Source organism: Oceanobacter mangrovi (assembly GCF_019740315.1).
Taxonomy (GTDB): Bacteria; Pseudomonadota; Gammaproteobacteria; order Pseudomonadales; family Oceanobacteraceae; genus Oceanobacter; species Oceanobacter mangrovi.
Map to the genome: position 1 here is coordinate 87614 of NZ_JAHXZR010000011.1, position 16124 is coordinate 103737.

Consider the following 16124-nt stretch of genomic DNA (forward strand, 5'->3'; position numbering starts at 1 on the left):
CAGCAAAAAGGTCGACTGTCCGCCATTAAAGTCAGGGCTTACACTGACAGCAGCATGATCCTGGAGATTGGATATGAAAGTTTCGATTATTGGCATCGGCAAAGTGGGCTCCAGCCTGGCGTTCACCTTGTCGAATCGCAGTTTTATCGATGAGCTGGTGCTGATTGGCCGCTCGCCCGATGCGGTGATGGGCGACGTGCTGGATTTACGCCACGGCCAGCTGTTTGCCGAAGCGCCGACCCGAATCGTTGCTGGCACGCTGGCAGACACCGCTGATTCCGATGTGATTGCGATTTGTGCTTCAGCGCCCACCCCGGCCGGATTAACAGACCGGCTCTCGCTGGCCACGGCCAACGTCAGTCTGATGCAACAGCTGTTACCGGAAGTGGCCCGTTACGCCCCCGGAGCAGTGATCGTCATTGCTTCCAACCCGGTCGATGTACTGGTGCATTTTGCGCTGAAATTTACCGGTTTTCCGGCGGGTCAGATTCTTGGTACCGGCACGCTGCTGGACTCTGCCCGCTTCCGCCAGCTGCTGGCTGACGATCTGCAGATCCATATGGAAGATATTCGTGCCTATATTCTCGGCGAGCATGGTGACAGCCAGTTTGCCGCCATGAGTTGTGCCAGTGCTGGCGGCGAGTTGCTGGCAGCCACTCCGTCCCGTTATGACATGGCCAAGCAGGCTGCCGGAGCCGGTTTTGAGGTATTTCGTCGCAAGGGCTACACCAACTATGCCGTGGCGCTGGCAGCGGCCCATATCATCAAGGGCATTGCCGCCAACACCCGCCATACCATGCCGGTAAGCCTGCAAGTGGATGGATTTCTCGGAGTCGATGATGTCTGTCTGAGTTTGCCTGCGGTGATTGGTCGCCGCGGCATAGAACGTATTCTGCACCCATCCCTGAACGAGCAGGAGCAACAGGCTTTTTTACACAGTGCTGCGACGCTGCGGAGCTGTATTCAGCAGCTACAACAAAACCTGCCGTCATAAACGGCAGGCAGGGCTGATATTACAGATCAGCGCCGTGGTTTGCTGTTGCTGTCACTCTTGCTGCTGTTATGACGCTGCTTTTGCTCATACGCCAGCTCATTGAGTAAACGGATCACGCTTTCGCTGTGACGTTCCATCGCAAACAACTTCTGGGTCATTTGTTTGTGATCACCGCGCTTGAAGGCTTCCAGGGCGGCGATGCCGTCCTGATGCACGCCATGATGAGGCTCTTTCAGACGACCAAAGGCGGTGAACTGGCGGAAGCGCTGGTAGCCTTCACCATCCGTCATCCAATGACCAAGGCGGCATTCCGACTCATTGCCTGGCGGCCGGGAATCCTGGCCAGGTTCCTGAATCCGGGTGTAGACAGCATGCATCCACAACAGGTGATCAAGCTTCACGGAGTTCAGGAAGCCATGATCAGCACTGCTCTGAATCACCTTACTGGCCTGCTCCGACACCTGGCCAACCTGCATCACATCCGTCGCCATGGCATTAACGGTCTGCGCCAGCTGGCCGGACTGATTCCCCACCGTTTCTATCTGACCTGAGACCAGATCCACTTCGTCACCAATCTGCTCAATCAAACCGGCAATTTCGGTGGTCGCCTCAGCAGTACGACCTGCCAGTGTACGAACTTCATCGGCCACCACTGCAAAGCCCCGACCCTGTTCGCCAGCACGAGCGGCTTCGATGGCGGCGTTCAAGGCCAGCAGATTGGTCTGTTCGGAAATGCTCTTGATCATCACCACAAAGTTGGCGATCCCCTCGGCCACTTTTTTCAGTCCGGTAACGGATTCAAAAGCTTCGGAGGACTTGCTGCAAATAGTGTGTAACTGACCTCCAGCCTGCTGCAAACGATGGCCAACATCGCTGACGCTGGTGAGCACTCTGTGCAAGCTTTGGCTTTGTTCAGTCACATCACTGGCGTCACGAGTGACATCATCGCGTACCTGGTTGACCAGTCCGAACAGCCGGTTACAGCCGTGACTGACGTCCTGATCGTTGCGCTGGTCCTCATGTGACAGCCGATCAATTTCTGCCTGCATGGCCAGAATTTGCTGCGCCTGCTGATCGTTGTCCCGTTGCAAATCTGCCAGCTGTTGCTGCAGACGTTGGTTAGCCTCGCGGGCTTCCGTTAGTTTTCGATTTCCAAACATAGTGAGTCCATAGCAGATATCTACAGCAAGTGTAGACGTTAGCGGCAAATTGCCAGCGCACTTGAGCCGCTTTTGCGGTTTGCTATCAAGGAAATATCTGGACTGGATTTTGGTTGCTACCTGAGCCGATAATTCCGGCGCTTCTGCTCTGTTCTGGTATCGCTGTTATGAAAATATTGCTGGCTTCTTCTTCGCCTTATCGGCGCCAACAACTGCAACAACTGGGGCTGCCGTTTGATTGCGCCAGCCCGGACATTGATGAAACACCACTGGTTCACGAGTCAATAGATGACTACGTGCTTCGACTGGCGCGCCAGAAGGCCGAGGTGCTCGCCAGTGACTGGCCAGAGCACTGGATTATCGGCAGCGATCAGTCCTGCAGTCTCAACGGTACGATTGTTGGAAAAGCCGGTAACCTTGAGCGAGCGCAGCAACAATTACGGGATTGCAGCGGCCAGCGCATTCGTTTTGCCACCGCCGTGGCCCTCTGGCATCAGGGCCAGTGCCGAACTGCGCTGGAGCCCATCGAGGTGCAATTCCGCCAGCTGACGGATGCCGACATTCTCCATTACCTGCAACTAGAACAACCATTCGATTGTGCAGGCAGCTTCAAGATTGAGGGACTGGGAATTCATTTGTTTGAAGGGATTTATGGCCGTGACTTCAACAGCCTGATTGGCTTGCCGTTGATCGCCTTACTGGAACTGTTCCGTCAGGCTGGAGCCAATCCGCTGGCCGAGGTGAAACGCTGAGTATTGGAGTCACGCGGTTCGTTTAACCAATTCACGTCATCCCGTACGCAAAGCTGATACGGGAACCATGCGGCGAAGAGAGTTTCATCGCCACATGGTTCCTGGGGCAAGCCCAGGAGGACGTATTTTTTATTCGGCTGATGCAAATAACGCCGTCATCCCGTACGCAAAGCAGTTACAGGAATACATTGCTCACACAGGCCAGGGCTCAGTCGTCCTCGCTTTCCTTGTTCAGTTCACCCATTGGCAGACCACGGAACAGGCCGTCCAGCTGGGTATCGAGATCATCTACGCCAAGCTGGTCAGACAACTTGAATTCCCAAATACCGTTAAATTTCTCACGAGTCACCTGGCGAGCCACTTCGCCGGTATTCACGACCGTTGGACGCAGAAATACCATCAGGTTGCTCTTGGTGTGTTCACTGCTGCTAGAACGGAACAGCCAGCCGATCAGAGGGATATCGCCCAGCAGTGGCACCTTGCTTTGGGTTTCAATAACGTCGTCACGGATCAGACCACCCAGAACCACAGTTTCTTCGTTGGCAGTCAGCACCATGGTTTTCACCGAGCGCTTGTTGGTGATCAGGTCCGCACTGCCATCAACCGTGGTGGATGAAACGGATTCGGCGGTAGCTTCCACTTCCAGACGAATATCAGAACCATCGTGAATGTGAGGAATCACTTTCAGCGTCACACCAACGTCTTCGCGGGTAATGGTGGTGAAGGGGTTTGAATTACTGGAAGAAGCGGTTGAACCGGTACGGAACGGTACGTTCTGGCCGACCACGATTTCCGCTTCATGGTTATCCATGGTCAGAATGCTTGGCGTCGACAACAGGTTGGTGTTGCTGTTGCTCTGCAATGCCTGCAGGATCACACCAAAGCTGAAGTTGCCGTTCAGTTCGCTGTATCCACCAATGGTCAGACCACTGCCAAGAGCATCACCGTAATCACCACTGACAATACTGGTGGCAATTGAACTGATCGAAGGCCCGGCATCACTGAAGTTGGTCGCCGCCACCGGATTGTTGATGTCACCGCTGGCCCACTGCACACCCAGCGCATCGTCAACACTGCCAGTCACTTCGACAATGGCCGATTCAATCAACACCTGGGCACGGCGAACGTCGAGAGAGCTGACCAGCTCCTGAATTTCTTTCATCAAGGATGGCTCAGCACGCACCACCAGCGCGTTGAGATCTTCGTCGGCATATATACCCACATTGCCCTTCACCTGGGCGGCATCCTTGTCATTACTGGTAACTTCGCCCATCAGGCCTTTCAGCAACTCGGCCAGCTTGGACGCGTCGGCATATTGCAGTCGAATAACCTGGGCACTGCCCGAGAAATAGGACGGCTTGTCGAGTTCTTCGATCAAACGACGAATACGTTCACGGGCGGTTTTTTCGCCCTTGATGATCAGCCGATTGCTACGCTCATCTGCCACCACCCGAATGCTGCCAGCGGTGTTGCTGCCTTCACCATTGCCCTGGCTGACCTTTTGCGGGTCCAGACTCTGCAACATGGTCACCACGTTGCCGACCCAGGCTTCTTTCAGCTGCACCACTTCCAGCTCTTCACTGCCGGAGCGGTCGAGACGATCAATAATCTGTTCAATCCGGTCGATGTTGGCAGCATGGTCAGAAATGATCAGGGCGTTGGCCGACTTGACCCCGGCCAGGTGGCCGTATTTGGCCACCAGCGGCCGCAAAATTGGCACCAGATCCAGCGCCGGAGTGTTCTTGATCATGATCACCTTGGTGAGCATTTCCTGGCTGCCCGGCGCGACCTTGGTGTCGAGATCACGGCCCACCTGTTTGACGTCGTTCTGCTGCACAATCAACACCACGTCACCAGCAGGAATGGCCGCAAAGCCATGCAGGTCGAGTACCGACAGGAACAACTCATAAACACCGTTGGCATTCATCGGATCGCTGCTGAGGACGTTGACCTTGCCCTTGACCCGCGGATCAATCACAAAACTCTTGCCAGTAATATCCGCAACCTGGCTGATAAAGGCACCGATGTCCGCTTCTTTCAGATTGATCTGCCAGCTTTCCTGCGCGCTGGCGTTCAAGCCCAGCAGCAACAAGGCAGTCATTGCCCAATATTTGATAGCACCCATCGATTTATTCCAAGCTGTGGTTAACGGTGAAACGACTGTCGCCGCGCTGTACTTCGATCATAACTTCGCCAGCGTTCTGCAGGTCTGCCAGCAAACTCTGGTCACTGGCAGGATCACCCAGTGACTGGCCGTTCAGCGACAGCACCACATCACCAGGTCGTAATTTGAATTGCATCAGCGGTGAACCGGGTTTGACCCGATAGCCTTCACCACTGCCTTGTGGCTCAAGACCCATTTTGTTTAATGCTGCCACCGGATCTTCAGAGATTTCAGCACTGGCCACATCAACAAATTCATCGGCGTTGCGGACTTTCTTGAAACGATCCATCAACGAGCCCTTGGTAAGCCGTTCCGGCAACTGATCAGCATCCGGATCGCCGTCACGATCAGCGCTCGGCGCGATGTTGCGGACTTCCGAGCCTTTCATCGGCGCATCGTCAAACTTGAGGGTTTCGAGCTTGCCTGCGGTATCCAGAATAATGCGGTCGGGTTGTACACCGGCCAGTTTGGTACGCCCCTGCACGGTGTCACCCATGCGGAAATATTCACCAGGACGGCCGGAGACAGAAACAATGGCGCTCGACAGTTCAGCCCGGGATGACTGGTTAATGCCCAGCAGGGTCAGACGCAGTTTGGTTTCCGGCGCTTCAACCGCTTGCTGCACCACTTTCGGCGGTTCACGGGAAGGCTCACCAAACAGGTGATAACGGGAAGTTCCGGCAGTTTGCGGCGCAGCACTGTCTTTGGCCGCCACCGCTGGCGCCTGTAACACCAGCGGTGCTGGTGCCACAACGTCCCAGATCAGCTGGGAAGCCTGCCAGCTGATCGCCAGGGTCAGCGCCAGCTTGCCGGTCAGCAGGGTCAGTTTTTGCCACACAGGCAGTTGTACCGCATTCATATCCAAATCAGGTCGCTCCGGGTCGGCGCCAAGGTTATAGAATCTTCCGTGACACTTCAAAAATCACCGTGTCTTCGGTTGCCTTGTTAGGCCATTGCTGGCCCAGTACGTCGACAAAACGACGGCGCACCGACACCCCTGCCCAGCCATCCGGCTGCAAGAATCCGGTGGCCAGATTGGCACCGTCGGTGGTGACGACATCCAGTACCGCCTTGTCCTTGTCCATGCCCAGATTACCAACCAGCATCGGTACATCGGCATTAATGGTCTTGCGATCAACCGGGAATTCGGTCTTGCCACCGCTGTAGACAAGACGACCGGCAATGTCCGCCAGCTGGCGGGTTTGCAAATTGCCACTCAGGCTCAACGCAGAGATTTCCAATTCGCCATTCAGACTGACTTTCTGGCGTCGCAACAGTGGTTGTAACAGTGCGCTATCGACATAACCGTCGAAGTCGTGAATTTGCAGTTCACCACTGGGGGAAGCCGTCAGCTCACCCGAACCACGCAGATCACGGCCTTCAACCTTGATATCAGCTACCAGTGCACCACCCAGCAACGCCAGTGGTTGCAATTGCCACTCACCGTCGAGAGTTCCGACCATTCGATCACTAAGCTGAAAACGGCCATCCCACAGCGTACCGGCAACCGATTCCACCTTCACAGGCAGACCTTTCAGCTGCGGTTCGGCGTAGTGCCAGACAAAGTGCAGGGGAACGGTAATCACCAGGAAAACCAGCAGGGAGAGCAATCCCAATAACAGATACCAGCGGGCGCTCCAGATGGCAGACAACATGACTATAAAAAATCCATTACTAAATATTTGCGAGTCATTCTACTGACAGGGGGCGGGAGTCTAAAGCCGGGATATGACAGCTGTGTAACAAATCTTCAACCTCCCTGTCGTTATTGGCCATCCGACCAGCGGCTATCACAAGCTGGCGGGCCAACGACTCTTGTTATTGTTCCGTTCTACCATGAACCACCCGCTGACGCACGGCTTCGTCGCCAGCGATCAGCCGCAGCTTTTGCTGGCGGCCCAGTTGTTTGACCCGATACTCACAGCGTAGTGCTGCCGCCTTATCGGGTAGCTGAATGCTCCATTCGAGCTGCAGGGGAGTCTTGCCCCGCAGCGCCCTGGCGGCCTTTTTACTGCCACCACTGTGTTCCCGAAAGCGGCGAATAACGTGATTGGTGGCGCCACAATAAAGCTGTCCCAGATTGTTCCGGATCAGATAGACAAACCACGCCATTTCCAAATCTTCGTCTTTTACTGTCAATCCTGATTCCAAACCACAACCATTGAATTTCCCATACCTGGCAAGGATGTCTATCCTCTGCCCTGCGCCAGCCAGCACAGATGGCTCGCGGGTGATTGAACCGCTGATGCTAACAGTGATCCGATAGTGTTGTTACCCCAAGCCGGTTTTCCGGCTACTCGTTCCGCAGCCCAGAGCCTACGTATGATTGTCAGTACCCGTTTATTTCGTGAACCCGTCAGTGGCTTTACCCATTTGGCCGGTGCCCTGCTCGCCATCGTGGCACTTGCCATTCTGTGCGTGCAGGCCGCCGAGCATGGAGACATCTGGCAGCAGGTGTCGTTCCCGATTTTTGGTATCTGCATGCTACTGATGTTTGCCAGCAGTGCCGTCTACCATTTGGTACATGGTTCAGAACAACGCATCAAACGTCTCAAGCGACTCGACCATATGGCGATTTTTCTGATGATTGCCGGGACCTACACGCCAATTTGTCTGGTGCCATTAAACGGCCCGTTAGGATGGTGGCTGTTTGCTGGTGTGTGGGCGCTGGCGGCGGCCGGAATTGGCCTGAAGATTTTCTGGATTCACGCCCCGCGCTGGTTATCAACGCTGATTTATCTGGCGATGGGCTGGCTGATCGTACTGGCGATTAATCCGGCAATGGAACGCATTCCCGCCAGCGTGTTGCACTGGCTTGTAGCCGGCGGACTGTTTTATACCATCGGCGCCATTATCTACGCCTGCAAATGGCCCAATCCCTGGCCACGCTTTATTGGCTTCCATGAAATCTGGCATCTGTTTGTCATGGCCGGTGTCTTTTGCCACTTCTGGGCGATTGCCTATGGCCTCGCCGACTTTGATGTTGCGGCGATAAATGCGATGCTGACCACTGGTTAACGAAACAGGGCAAGACGACCGGATGGCAGATACAGACAACGGCCTCTACATAAATCATCGCATCTGTATTCCCATGGATGAGATCGACATGCAGGCAATCCGCGCCCAGGGCGCCGGCGGCCAGAACGTCAACAAGGTCTCCAGTGCCATTCACCTGCGCTTTGATATTGCCAATTCAAGCCTGCCGGAAGCCATTCGGGAACGTTTGCTGGAGCAAAAAGATTCACGCCTGACCAAGGAAGGCGTGCTGGTGATCAAGGCACAGCAGTTCCGCACCCAGGAGAAGAATCGCGAAGACGCCCTTGAGCGCCTGAGAGAAATGGTCCTGCAGGCTACCGTGGTACAGACTCCCCGGATTGCCACCCGACCAACCCGCTCCTCACAGCGTAAACGGGTTGATGAAAAGAACCGTCGTGGTCAGGTCAAGGCCATGCGTGGCAAGGTCAGTGATTACTGACTTGCCGTCAGGCTCAAGCGCTACGGTCTAACTGCCGCGAGCCTTGCGAATCAGCGCATAGGCTTGCTGGATTTGCTGGGTTTTCTCTTTCGCCAGCCGCACCATTTCTTCCGGCACCCCGGTAGCACTGAGTTTGTCCGGGTGATTCTGGCTCATCAGCTTGCGATAAGCTTTCTTGAGGCTGTCATCGTCAATATCCGGACTGACTTCCAGGGTGTTATACGCCTGTTGCAGCTGGTCTTCACGACTGGCACCACCATTACGGGACTGGTAGATCACCGATTCAATGCGCGCCCGCACCTCGTCCATTTGCCGCTGACTGATGCCCAGACAATTACTCATGTGCTCAATCAGCGCCCACTCGGCGCGGGTGATATCACCATCGGCATAGGCAATGGAAATGACCACCTCAAGGAACATCTGCGCCATGGGTGCACTCATCATTGGCCGCAGCTTCTGCAGGTCTGCATCCAGTTCGGAACCCGCGGTCTTGCCTTGCTGAAACCAGCGAATCGCTTGCTGGCGGGCTTCGCCCTTCAGCTCCATCCGATCCATCACAAAGTTGGCAGCAGCAATTTCCTGTTCAGATACCCGGCCGTCAGACTTGGCCACCAGCCCCATGCAACGATAAAGGCTGGAAATAAACAGCGTGCGGATATCGCCCAGTGACGTCACGCCCGGCATCAGTTCCATCGAACCGGTGAGGAAGCGCTCCAGATTCTGATCGAACAGATGTCCAACAAAACCGCCGACCATGGCACCAAACGGACCGCCACTAAACAGTCCGACCATGCTGCCCATCAGCTTACCCATCCATAGCATTTACGCGCCCTCCGCGATGAGTACCTGTTCCAGTTGTTGCAGCCGTTGCGGGGTGCCGACATCGACCCAGCGCGCCTGTAATTCCGCACCACCGACCTTGCCCGCCGCCATGGCTTGCCGCAATACCGGCGCCAGTGGCCGTTTTCCGGCTGGCAGTTGTGCCAGCAAAGCGGGCTTGATCAGTGAAATCCCGGCGAACGTCAGGCCCTGTTCACCGGCCTCAGGTAACACCCGTTGCTGTTGCAGGGCAAAATCACCAGCTGGATTATGCTCCGGATTTTCCACCAGCCACAGCCACGCCTGCAATCCATGATCGGCCATTAAGGCAGCTAAATATTGCAATGCTGTGTGGTAGTTCCAGTCGGTCCAGACATCGCCGTTGATCAGTAGGAAAGGTTCGTCTCCCAACAATGGCAGTGCCTGGATAATGCCACCAGCGGTTTCCAGCGCCTCGGCTTCAGCGGAATAACGAATGCTGACGCCCCAGCGGCTGCCGTCACCTAACGCCGCTTCGATCATATCGCCCAGCCAGGCATGGTTGATTACCAGCTCGGTAATGCCAGCAGCGGCGAGTTTCTCGATGTGATGGACGATCAAGGGCTTGCCCGCCAGTGGCAGCAAGGGTTTCGGACAATGATCCGTCAGCGGTGCCATCCGCTGGCCCCGGCCAGCGGCAAGAATCATGGCTTTCATGCAGATCAGTCCCGCAGGCTGAGGTTCAGCAGGGCTGGCTGGAAGGTCGACACCAGCCATTGATGAAAGTCTGCCAGTTCCGCATAGCGGGCTGACACTTCTAGCAGGTACTGGCAGGTGTTGGGAATGTCTGCCAGATAGGACGGCTTGCCGTCACGCAAGTTGAGGCGGGCAAAAATACCGGCCGCTTTCAGGTGGCGCTGCATGCCCATCCAGTCGAAATCTTTCACAAATTGTGGCCAGTCGGCCAGATAGTGACCGGCAGGACGGGCGTTTTCCCAATAATAGGCCATCAGCTCGTCAATCATCGGCTGCGGCCAGCGCACGTAACAGTCACGCAGCAGTGAGACCAGGTCGTAACAGGCCGGGCCTGCTACCGCATCCTGAAAATCAATCACCCCAAGGCTGTGGTCCGGTTTCAGCATCAGGTTACGGGAGTGGTAATCACGGTGCACGGTTACCACAGGCTGTGCCAGTGCCTGCTGTTTCAGACAGGCGAAAGTCTGATCCAGCAGCTGATGTTCATCGGCGCTCAGGGTCATACCCAGTTGCTGCTGACAGAGCCAGTCGCGGAACAGCTCCATTTCGCGATCCAGCAGTTCAGCGTCGTAGGGCGGAATATCGTTTTTGGGCACCGACTGCAGATGAATCAGCTGGTCTATCGCCTGACGGTAAAGCGCCAGAATGGACTTTTCGGTGGCGTCATCCTGATGGGCGGCCTGCCACAACAGGGTGTCACCAAAGTCTTCCAGCAACATATAGCCACGTTCAACATCCGCTGCCAGTACCGCCGGAACTGCCACACCGCTCTGGCGCCAGCGCCGGGCAATGGCAATAAAACGCGGGTTATCTTCCTTGTCGGCCGGGGCATCGACCAGAATCCAGCTGCTGCCAAGACCACGCAGGCGGAAATAACGCCGAAAGCTGGCATCACCGGATACCGCTTCTACCTGCCCCTGCAAATCAATGTCCGCCAGCTGGCGAATCTGATCAGAAGCCCATTCAACCAATCCATTTAAACGCTGATCCATTTTGGCTCCAACATAACTTGTCGAACTAAAATTGCGCACGCTGGGCGTCGCCCGTATCATCTGCGCGCAACAAACACACTGGACACCATGCGACAGGTTCGGGTAATCCAGCGGGTTGGTAAGATAACACAGTTGATTTGACAGGCACTCACAAGGCACCTTGGCTCCGCATGCCGGAAAAACATTCCCGATTCATGACTGTTCTGACCGTTGGTCAGCAGTTTTTCTCCCGCTCAGCACCCACCGGGACCCGTCTGAGTGCCCTCGCGTGCCTGTGGCTTGCGGTTTTGCCTGCCCAGGCAGAAGACACGACCAGCCAGGCCGACCAGCCAACCGTTAGTGCAGACAGTATCCGCCTGAATAGCACGCCATTGAACTGGTATCCACGTGCGGCACTGACGGCGGAGCAGGCAGCCAGCCTGCCATCCTTTTGCAGCGGCATGTATTTGCCCGCAACACCCGTCACACTGCCAGCCAAACGACTGGAAGCCGAAGCGGATCACGCCTTCATGGACAGTGATGGCAATGCTGAACTGACCGGTGATGTCACCATGCACTACGGCAGTACCATATTGAAGTCCGACCAGGCCAGCTGGGATGCTGCCTTGCAACATGGCAGCTTCAGTGGCGATATCCGGGTTGATAACGGCGCGGTAGTCTTGCAGGGCAAGGGTGCCAGTTACAGCCATAATATTGCTGGCGAGGCTGGCAGTGATGGTACTGGTGACGAAGTCAGCGAGCTGAAACTGCAGCAGTCGGAATATTCCCTGCCCGAACGCCATATGCGTGGCTCAGCGGATCATATGACCACTCGCTCCGATGGTGTTATTGCCTTGCAAGGGGCGACAGTGACCTGGTGTGAGCCGGGCCAGAACGACTGGCAAATCGCCGCCAGCGAAATTCATCTGGACCAGCAGAAAGGCATCGGCAGCGCCTGGAATACCCGCCTGGAAGTGATGGACGTGCCGGTGTTTTACCTGCCCTATTACCGTTTCCCGATTGACGACCGCCGCACCACAGGCTTCCTCGACCCAAGCTTTTCGATTGGTGGTGATGCCGGTTTGCAAGAGCTGAAAACGCCATTTTATCTCAACCTGGCAGCCAATCTCGATGCCACCATTACGCCACACTATGTCAACGAGCATGGCTGGCTGTGGGAAAACCAGCTGCGCCATAAAACGGCTCTGCTAGGCGATGGAGAACTGAACTACGCCTATCTGAATCAGGACGCCAGCACTGGCGACGAACGCTGGCTGATCAACTATCGCCAGTCCGGCAAGATCAGTGAGCGCTGGACCCACGAATGGATCTACAACCACGTCAGTGACGACGATTACCTCAGCGACTTCAACTCGTCCTACGGTATCGACCGTTCCACTCACCTGCCGCGCAAGGGCCGGGTAACCTATCGCGGTGATGACTTCACGGTTAACCTGGAGGCATCCGAATACCAGACCATCGACAGCACCATCAGCCTCGAAGAACGGCCTTACAAACGCTTGCCACAGGCCAGTCTGAACTATCAGAAGCGCTGGCAAGATGGCTGGAAGGTCAGCGGTTTACTGCAGGGCAGCCGTTTCCTGCGTGATCAGTCAGCCCTGATTGATGGCACCGAAGAAAGCCTCAGTGGTTTTGATTCACTCAACGGCAACCGCCTGGTTGCCGATGCGGATCTCGGCTGGCGCTTCGATAACGGCTGGAGCTATGTTGAACCGCAAGTCAGCTACCGCTACCGCGCCTACCGTCTCGACAGCCATGACAGCAGCTACAACTACGATGCCAACCAGCAATTTGTCGCGCCACGCTACAGCCTCGACTCCGGTTTGCGTTTTGAACGGCCACTCGATTGGTTCGGCGACCAGCAAACCCAAACGCTGGAGCCGCGTTTGTTCTGGGTCAAAAGCCCTTACGTCGCCGGACAGGATGAAATCCCGACCTTCGACACCAAGATCACCAGCACCAGTTACGACAGCCTGTTCACTGGCGACCGCTTCACCGGCTACGACCGGCTGGCCGACCTGGACCAGGTCAGCATTGGTGCCACCAGCCGCATCGTCGACAGCGAAGGCGACGAATGGCTGCGTTTCAGCCTCGGCCGGATGTATTTCTCCGGTGATCGACGGGTACAGATTGAGGCCGACGAAATCAACGACAGTCGCGCCACCTCGTCAACGCTGGCCGAACTGGAATGGCGTCCGAACAACAACTGGGGCATCTACAACACCATGGAATGGGACACCTACGGCAACTTTGCCCGTCAGAGCCGACTGGGAATTCGTTACACCCCGGAAACCAATCGCATGCTGAACCTGTCAGTCAACAAGGTTCAGAGTGAAGACAACGATACCAACAGTATCGACGTTGACCTCTACCAGGCGGATATCAACGGCTTCTGGGCAATTAACGACAGCTGGGCACTGACTGGCCGGGTACTGCGGGATATGAAGCAGTACAACGCGGGCGAACGACGCCCTGAGAGTGCAGTACTGGAATCCCTCGCCGGATTCGAATACCAGAACTGCTGCTGGCGCTTCCAGCTGATGTACAAGGAAACTTCGCCGACAGCCGATGACGACGCCGACTACAGCACCAACAAAAGCAACAGCCTGATGTTCAGCATTCAGCTGAAAGGGCTCACTACGCTCGGAGGCGGCACCGATGCCACCCTCCGCAACAGCATTCAGGGTTACACCAGACGACAATACCATGACTATTAAGAAGCTGATTTTTATCTGTTGTGCAACGCTTGCCAGCACCTTCGCCGCCGCCAAACCTGTGCTGATTGACCAGGTGGTGGCCATCGTCGAAGACGACGTCATCATGCAAAGCGAACTGCAACAGCGTATCGACAACGTTAAATTGCAAAACCGTGGTGCTCGTTTGCCTGCCGAAGACGTACTGCGCAAGCAGGTGCTGGATCGCCTGATCGAAGAAAGCATCCAGCTGCAAATGGCCCAGCGTATTGGTATTCGTATCAGTGACGCCCAGCTCAACGAAGCACTGCAGCGTATTGCCTCACAGAACAAGATGTCGCTGGAACAGTTCCGCACTGCCATGGAAGCCGAAGGCGTACCGTTTGCTGCCGCCCGTGACCAGATCAAGACCGAAATGGTCACCAGCCGTCTGCAACGCATCAGGGTTGGCGAGACTATCCAGATTACCGATCAGGACGTTGACTACTTCCTCGCGTCGGAAGCCGGCAAGCAAGCCTCAGCGGCTGAATATCACCTCGGCCACATCATGGTCTCCGTACCTGCCGACGCGACGGCTGCTGACCTGCAAAAAGCCGAACAAAAAGCTCGTAGCCTGGCTCAGCAAATCCGCGACGGTGCCCGTTTCAGCGACGTCGCGATTGCCGATTCTGACGGCCGCAACGCCCTCAAGGGTGGCGATCTGGGCTGGCGCAAGGAAGGTCAGCTACCAGGTATTTTTGCCGATGTGGTGCCAAAGCTGAAAGTCGGAGCAGTTTCCGAGCCGATTCGCAGCTCCAGCGGTTACCACCTGGTATCGGTACTGGAAAAACGTGGCGGCAACACCCAGATGGTGACCCAGTATCAGGTTCGTCACATTCTCATCAGCCCGAACAAACTGCGAGACAAGGTAGCCGCCGAGAAACTTGCCAACGATCTATACGTGCGGCTGCAAAATGGTGAAGACTTCGCCGCGCTGGCAAAACAATACAGTGATGACCCGGGCAGCGGTGCCAACGGTGGCGATCTGGGCTGGGCCAACCCCGGCGACATGGTGCCGGAGTTCGACACCACCATGCAGCAATCCGAAATTGGCCACATCAGCGCGCCATTCGAAACCCAGTTCGGCTGGCACATTTTGCAGGTTGAAGACCGTCGTCAAACTGATATTGGTGCCCAGGTACAACGTGGCCAGGTGCGCCAACTGCTGTACAGCCGTCGTTTTGAAGAAGAATTACCAATCTGGTTGCGTAAAATTCGTACTGAAGCCTACGTCGATATCAAGGAGCCATCATGATCCATCGACTGGCCATTACGGCAGGTGAACCCGCTGGCATCGGCCCGGACCTTTGTGTCCAGCTGGCCCAGCAAGGCAGCCAGCATCAGCTGGTTGTGATTGCCGACGAAACCCTGCTGAAACAGCGGGCAGAGCAGCTGCAACTGCCGCTGCAACTGCTGCCATTTGATGCTGCTGATCCACGCCAGCCGACCGCCCCCGGCCAACTGTTTGTCGCCGACGTGCCACTGGCCGCCAAAGTGGTTGCCGGTCAGCTCAACGTCGCCAACGGCCAGTACGTACTCAACACCCTGACATTGGCTGCTGAAGGCTGTCACGACGGCAGCTGGGACGCGATTGTCACAGCCCCGGTTCACAAGGGTGTGATCAACGATGCCGGTGTCAGTTTCAGCGGCCATACCGAATATTTCCGCGACTTCGCCGGTATCGAAGAAGTCGTCATGATGCTGGCTACTGAGGACCTGCGAGTGGCGCTGGTGACCACCCACCTGCCGCTGCGGGACGTCGCCGATGCGATTACGCCAGAGCGCCTGAAACGGGTCAGCCGTATTCTCAATCAGGATCTGAAAACCTTTTTTGGCTGTGCCGAGCCGCGCATTCTGGTCGCTGGTCTGAACCCGCACGCCGGGGAGGATGGTCATCTGGGCCGCGAAGAGCTGGATATCATCATCCCGACGCTGCAGCAGCTGCGGGATGAAGAAGGCATGAAGCTGATCGGGCCGCTGCCAGCCGATACCCTCTACACCCCGAAACACCTGCAACACGCCGATGCAACCCTCGCCATGTATCATGATCAGGGTCTGCCCGTGTTGAAATTTCATGGTTTCGGACGTGCCGCCAACATCACTCTCGGGCTACCCTTTATCAGAACCTCGGTTGACCACGGCACCGCGCTGGATCTTGCCGGCACCGGCAAGGCCGATATGGGCAGTTTGCTGACCGCCATTAACGTTGCGGCACAGATGGCCAACAGCCGTCAGACGGCCAACCAGCCACTGCACTGAACACACAGAATTAAACGCCCTGTCGCCAACCAGGCGACAGGC

General features: G+C 56.1%; 15 protein-coding genes and 1 pseudogene. 7 read left to right on the forward strand and 9 right to left on the reverse strand.

The annotated features are described in order from the left end of the window. Positions 1 to 73: 73 nt before the first annotated feature. Positions 74 to 994, forward strand: a complete 921-nt coding sequence (locus tag K6123_RS19395; RefSeq protein ID WP_221800805.1) for a malate dehydrogenase — start codon at positions 74 to 76, stop codon at positions 992 to 994. Positions 995 to 1020: 26 nt separating this feature from the next. Here the strand turns inward: K6123_RS19395 and K6123_RS23530 are convergent, their stop codons facing one another. Both K6123_RS23530 and K6123_RS23535 read right to left on the reverse strand, forming a co-directional pair. Continuing rightward, on the reverse strand, positions 1021 to 1485 hold the full coding sequence (locus K6123_RS23530) for a CZB domain-containing protein (RefSeq protein WP_425517720.1): 465 nt from the start codon (positions 1483 to 1485) through the stop codon (positions 1021 to 1023). Next, positions 1477 to 2154: pseudogene (locus tag K6123_RS23535) on the reverse strand (methyl-accepting chemotaxis protein); the annotation flags it as partial. The gene K6123_RS23530 and the pseudogene K6123_RS23535, both read right to left, overlap by 9 nt. Before the next feature lie 167 nt (positions 2155 to 2321). Between K6123_RS23535 and K6123_RS19405 the strand changes: the two are divergent. Then, positions 2322 to 2906: a Maf family protein gene (locus tag K6123_RS19405; protein ID WP_221800808.1), complete on the forward strand. Its 585-nt coding sequence runs from the start codon at positions 2322 to 2324 to the stop codon at positions 2904 to 2906. Between the two features lie 208 nt (positions 2907 to 3114). Here the strand turns inward: K6123_RS19405 and gspD are convergent, their stop codons facing one another. The 4 genes from gspD to K6123_RS19425 all read right to left on the reverse strand — a co-directional run bounded on the left by gspD (position 3115) and on the right by K6123_RS19425 (position 7182). Beyond that, on the reverse strand, positions 3115 to 5031 hold the full coding sequence (gspD, locus tag K6123_RS19410; RefSeq protein WP_246624913.1) for a type II secretion system secretin GspD: 1917 nt from the start codon (positions 5029 to 5031) through the stop codon (positions 3115 to 3117). A gap of 4 nt (positions 5032 to 5035) precedes the next feature. Further along, on the reverse strand, positions 5036 to 5929 hold the full coding sequence (locus K6123_RS19415) for a type II secretion system protein N (RefSeq protein ID WP_221800810.1): 894 nt from the start codon (positions 5927 to 5929) through the stop codon (positions 5036 to 5038). Between the two features lie 34 nt (positions 5930 to 5963). Continuing rightward, the gene (gene gspN / locus K6123_RS19420) at positions 5964 to 6725 is read right to left on the reverse strand and encodes a type II secretion system protein N (RefSeq protein ID WP_221800812.1); all 762 of its coding nucleotides are present in this window, start codon (positions 6723 to 6725) and stop codon (positions 5964 to 5966) included. 163 nt (positions 6726 to 6888) lie between these two features. After that, a complete protein-coding gene (locus K6123_RS19425; RefSeq protein WP_221800814.1) occupies positions 6889 to 7182 on the reverse strand; it encodes a GIY-YIG nuclease family protein in 294 nt (97 codons plus the stop codon). A 210-nt stretch (positions 7183 to 7392) separates the two neighbouring features. Here K6123_RS19425 and trhA point away from each other — a divergent pair, with 210 nt between their 5' ends. Continuing rightward, entirely contained in the window at positions 7393 to 8088 is a 696-nt protein-coding gene (trhA, locus tag K6123_RS19430) for a PAQR family membrane homeostasis protein TrhA (RefSeq protein WP_221800816.1), read from the forward strand. A gap of 22 nt (positions 8089 to 8110) precedes the next feature. Next, on the forward strand, positions 8111 to 8545 hold the full coding sequence (arfB, locus tag K6123_RS19435) for an alternative ribosome rescue aminoacyl-tRNA hydrolase ArfB (protein ID WP_221800818.1): 435 nt from the start codon (positions 8111 to 8113) through the stop codon (positions 8543 to 8545). A gap of 27 nt (positions 8546 to 8572) precedes the next feature. On the opposite strand, the gene djlA is transcribed toward arfB, so the two are convergent. From djlA to K6123_RS19450, 3 genes are read right to left on the reverse strand one after another with little or no spacing between them, the layout of a single operon-like run. Further along, positions 8573 to 9367 carry a co-chaperone DjlA gene (djlA, locus tag K6123_RS19440; protein ID WP_221800820.1) on the reverse strand — a complete coding sequence of 265 codons (795 nt, stop codon included), beginning with the start codon at positions 9365 to 9367 and terminating at the stop codon, positions 8573 to 8575. Next, positions 9368 to 10060: an N-acetylmuramate alpha-1-phosphate uridylyltransferase MurU gene (gene murU / locus K6123_RS19445; RefSeq protein ID WP_221800822.1), complete on the reverse strand. Its 693-nt coding sequence runs from the start codon at positions 10058 to 10060 to the stop codon at positions 9368 to 9370. A gap of 5 nt (positions 10061 to 10065) precedes the next feature. After that, positions 10066 to 11091, reverse strand: coding sequence for an aminoglycoside phosphotransferase family protein (locus tag K6123_RS19450; RefSeq protein ID WP_221800824.1), 1026 nt, complete (start codon positions 11089 to 11091; stop codon positions 10066 to 10068). Between the two features lie 194 nt (positions 11092 to 11285). On the opposite strand from K6123_RS19450, the gene K6123_RS19455 reads away from it, so the two are divergent. From K6123_RS19455 to pdxA, 3 genes are read left to right on the forward strand one after another with little or no spacing between them, the layout of a single operon-like run. Further along, positions 11286 to 13808: an LPS-assembly protein LptD gene (locus K6123_RS19455; RefSeq protein WP_221800827.1), complete on the forward strand. Its 2523-nt coding sequence runs from the start codon at positions 11286 to 11288 to the stop codon at positions 13806 to 13808. Then, positions 13798 to 15078, forward strand: a complete 1281-nt coding sequence (locus tag K6123_RS19460; protein WP_246624914.1) for a peptidylprolyl isomerase — start codon at positions 13798 to 13800, stop codon at positions 15076 to 15078. The genes K6123_RS19455 and K6123_RS19460 overlap by 11 nt, the downstream gene beginning before the upstream one ends. Further along, positions 15075 to 16082, forward strand: a complete 1008-nt coding sequence (gene pdxA / locus K6123_RS19465; RefSeq protein WP_246624915.1) for a 4-hydroxythreonine-4-phosphate dehydrogenase PdxA — start codon at positions 15075 to 15077, stop codon at positions 16080 to 16082. The genes K6123_RS19460 and pdxA overlap by 4 nt, the downstream gene beginning before the upstream one ends. The last annotated feature ends 42 nt before the right edge of the window (positions 16083 to 16124 follow it).

Excerpts from the sequence above, each read along its gene's own strand:
- trhA (WP_221800816.1), top strand. The coding sequence starts at position 7,393 with ATGATTGTCAGTACCCGTTTATTTCGTGAACCCGTCAGTGGCTTTACC.
- murU (WP_221800822.1), bottom strand. The coding sequence starts at position 10,060 with ATGAAAGCCATGATTCTTGCCGCTGGCCGGGGCCAGCGGATGGCACCG.
- gspN (WP_221800812.1), bottom strand. The coding sequence starts at position 6,725 with ATGTTGTCTGCCATCTGGAGCGCCCGCTGGTATCTGTTATTGGGATTG.
- K6123_RS19415 (WP_221800810.1), bottom strand. The coding sequence starts at position 5,929 with ATGAATGCGGTACAACTGCCTGTGTGGCAAAAACTGACCCTGCTGACC.
- K6123_RS23530 (WP_425517720.1), bottom strand. The coding sequence starts at position 1,485 with ATGGCGACGGATGTGATGCAGGTTGGCCAGGTGTCGGAGCAGGCCAGT.
- arfB (WP_221800818.1), top strand. The coding sequence starts at position 8,111 with ATGGCAGATACAGACAACGGCCTCTACATAAATCATCGCATCTGTATT.
- pdxA (WP_246624915.1), top strand. The coding sequence starts at position 15,075 with ATGATCCATCGACTGGCCATTACGGCAGGTGAACCCGCTGGCATCGGC.
- K6123_RS19395 (WP_221800805.1), top strand. The coding sequence starts at position 74 with ATGAAAGTTTCGATTATTGGCATCGGCAAAGTGGGCTCCAGCCTGGCG.
- K6123_RS19425 (WP_221800814.1), bottom strand. The coding sequence starts at position 7,182 with ATGGCGTGGTTTGTCTATCTGATCCGGAACAATCTGGGACAGCTTTAT.
- gspD (WP_246624913.1), bottom strand. The coding sequence starts at position 5,031 with ATGGGTGCTATCAAATATTGGGCAATGACTGCCTTGTTGCTGCTGGGC.
- K6123_RS19450 (WP_221800824.1), bottom strand. The coding sequence starts at position 11,091 with ATGGATCAGCGTTTAAATGGATTGGTTGAATGGGCTTCTGATCAGATT.
- K6123_RS19405 (WP_221800808.1), top strand. The coding sequence starts at position 2,322 with ATGAAAATATTGCTGGCTTCTTCTTCGCCTTATCGGCGCCAACAACTG.
- djlA (WP_221800820.1), bottom strand. The coding sequence starts at position 9,367 with ATGCTATGGATGGGTAAGCTGATGGGCAGCATGGTCGGACTGTTTAGT.
- K6123_RS19460 (WP_246624914.1), top strand. The coding sequence starts at position 13,798 with ATGACTATTAAGAAGCTGATTTTTATCTGTTGTGCAACGCTTGCCAGC.
- K6123_RS19455 (WP_221800827.1), top strand. The coding sequence starts at position 11,286 with ATGACTGTTCTGACCGTTGGTCAGCAGTTTTTCTCCCGCTCAGCACCC.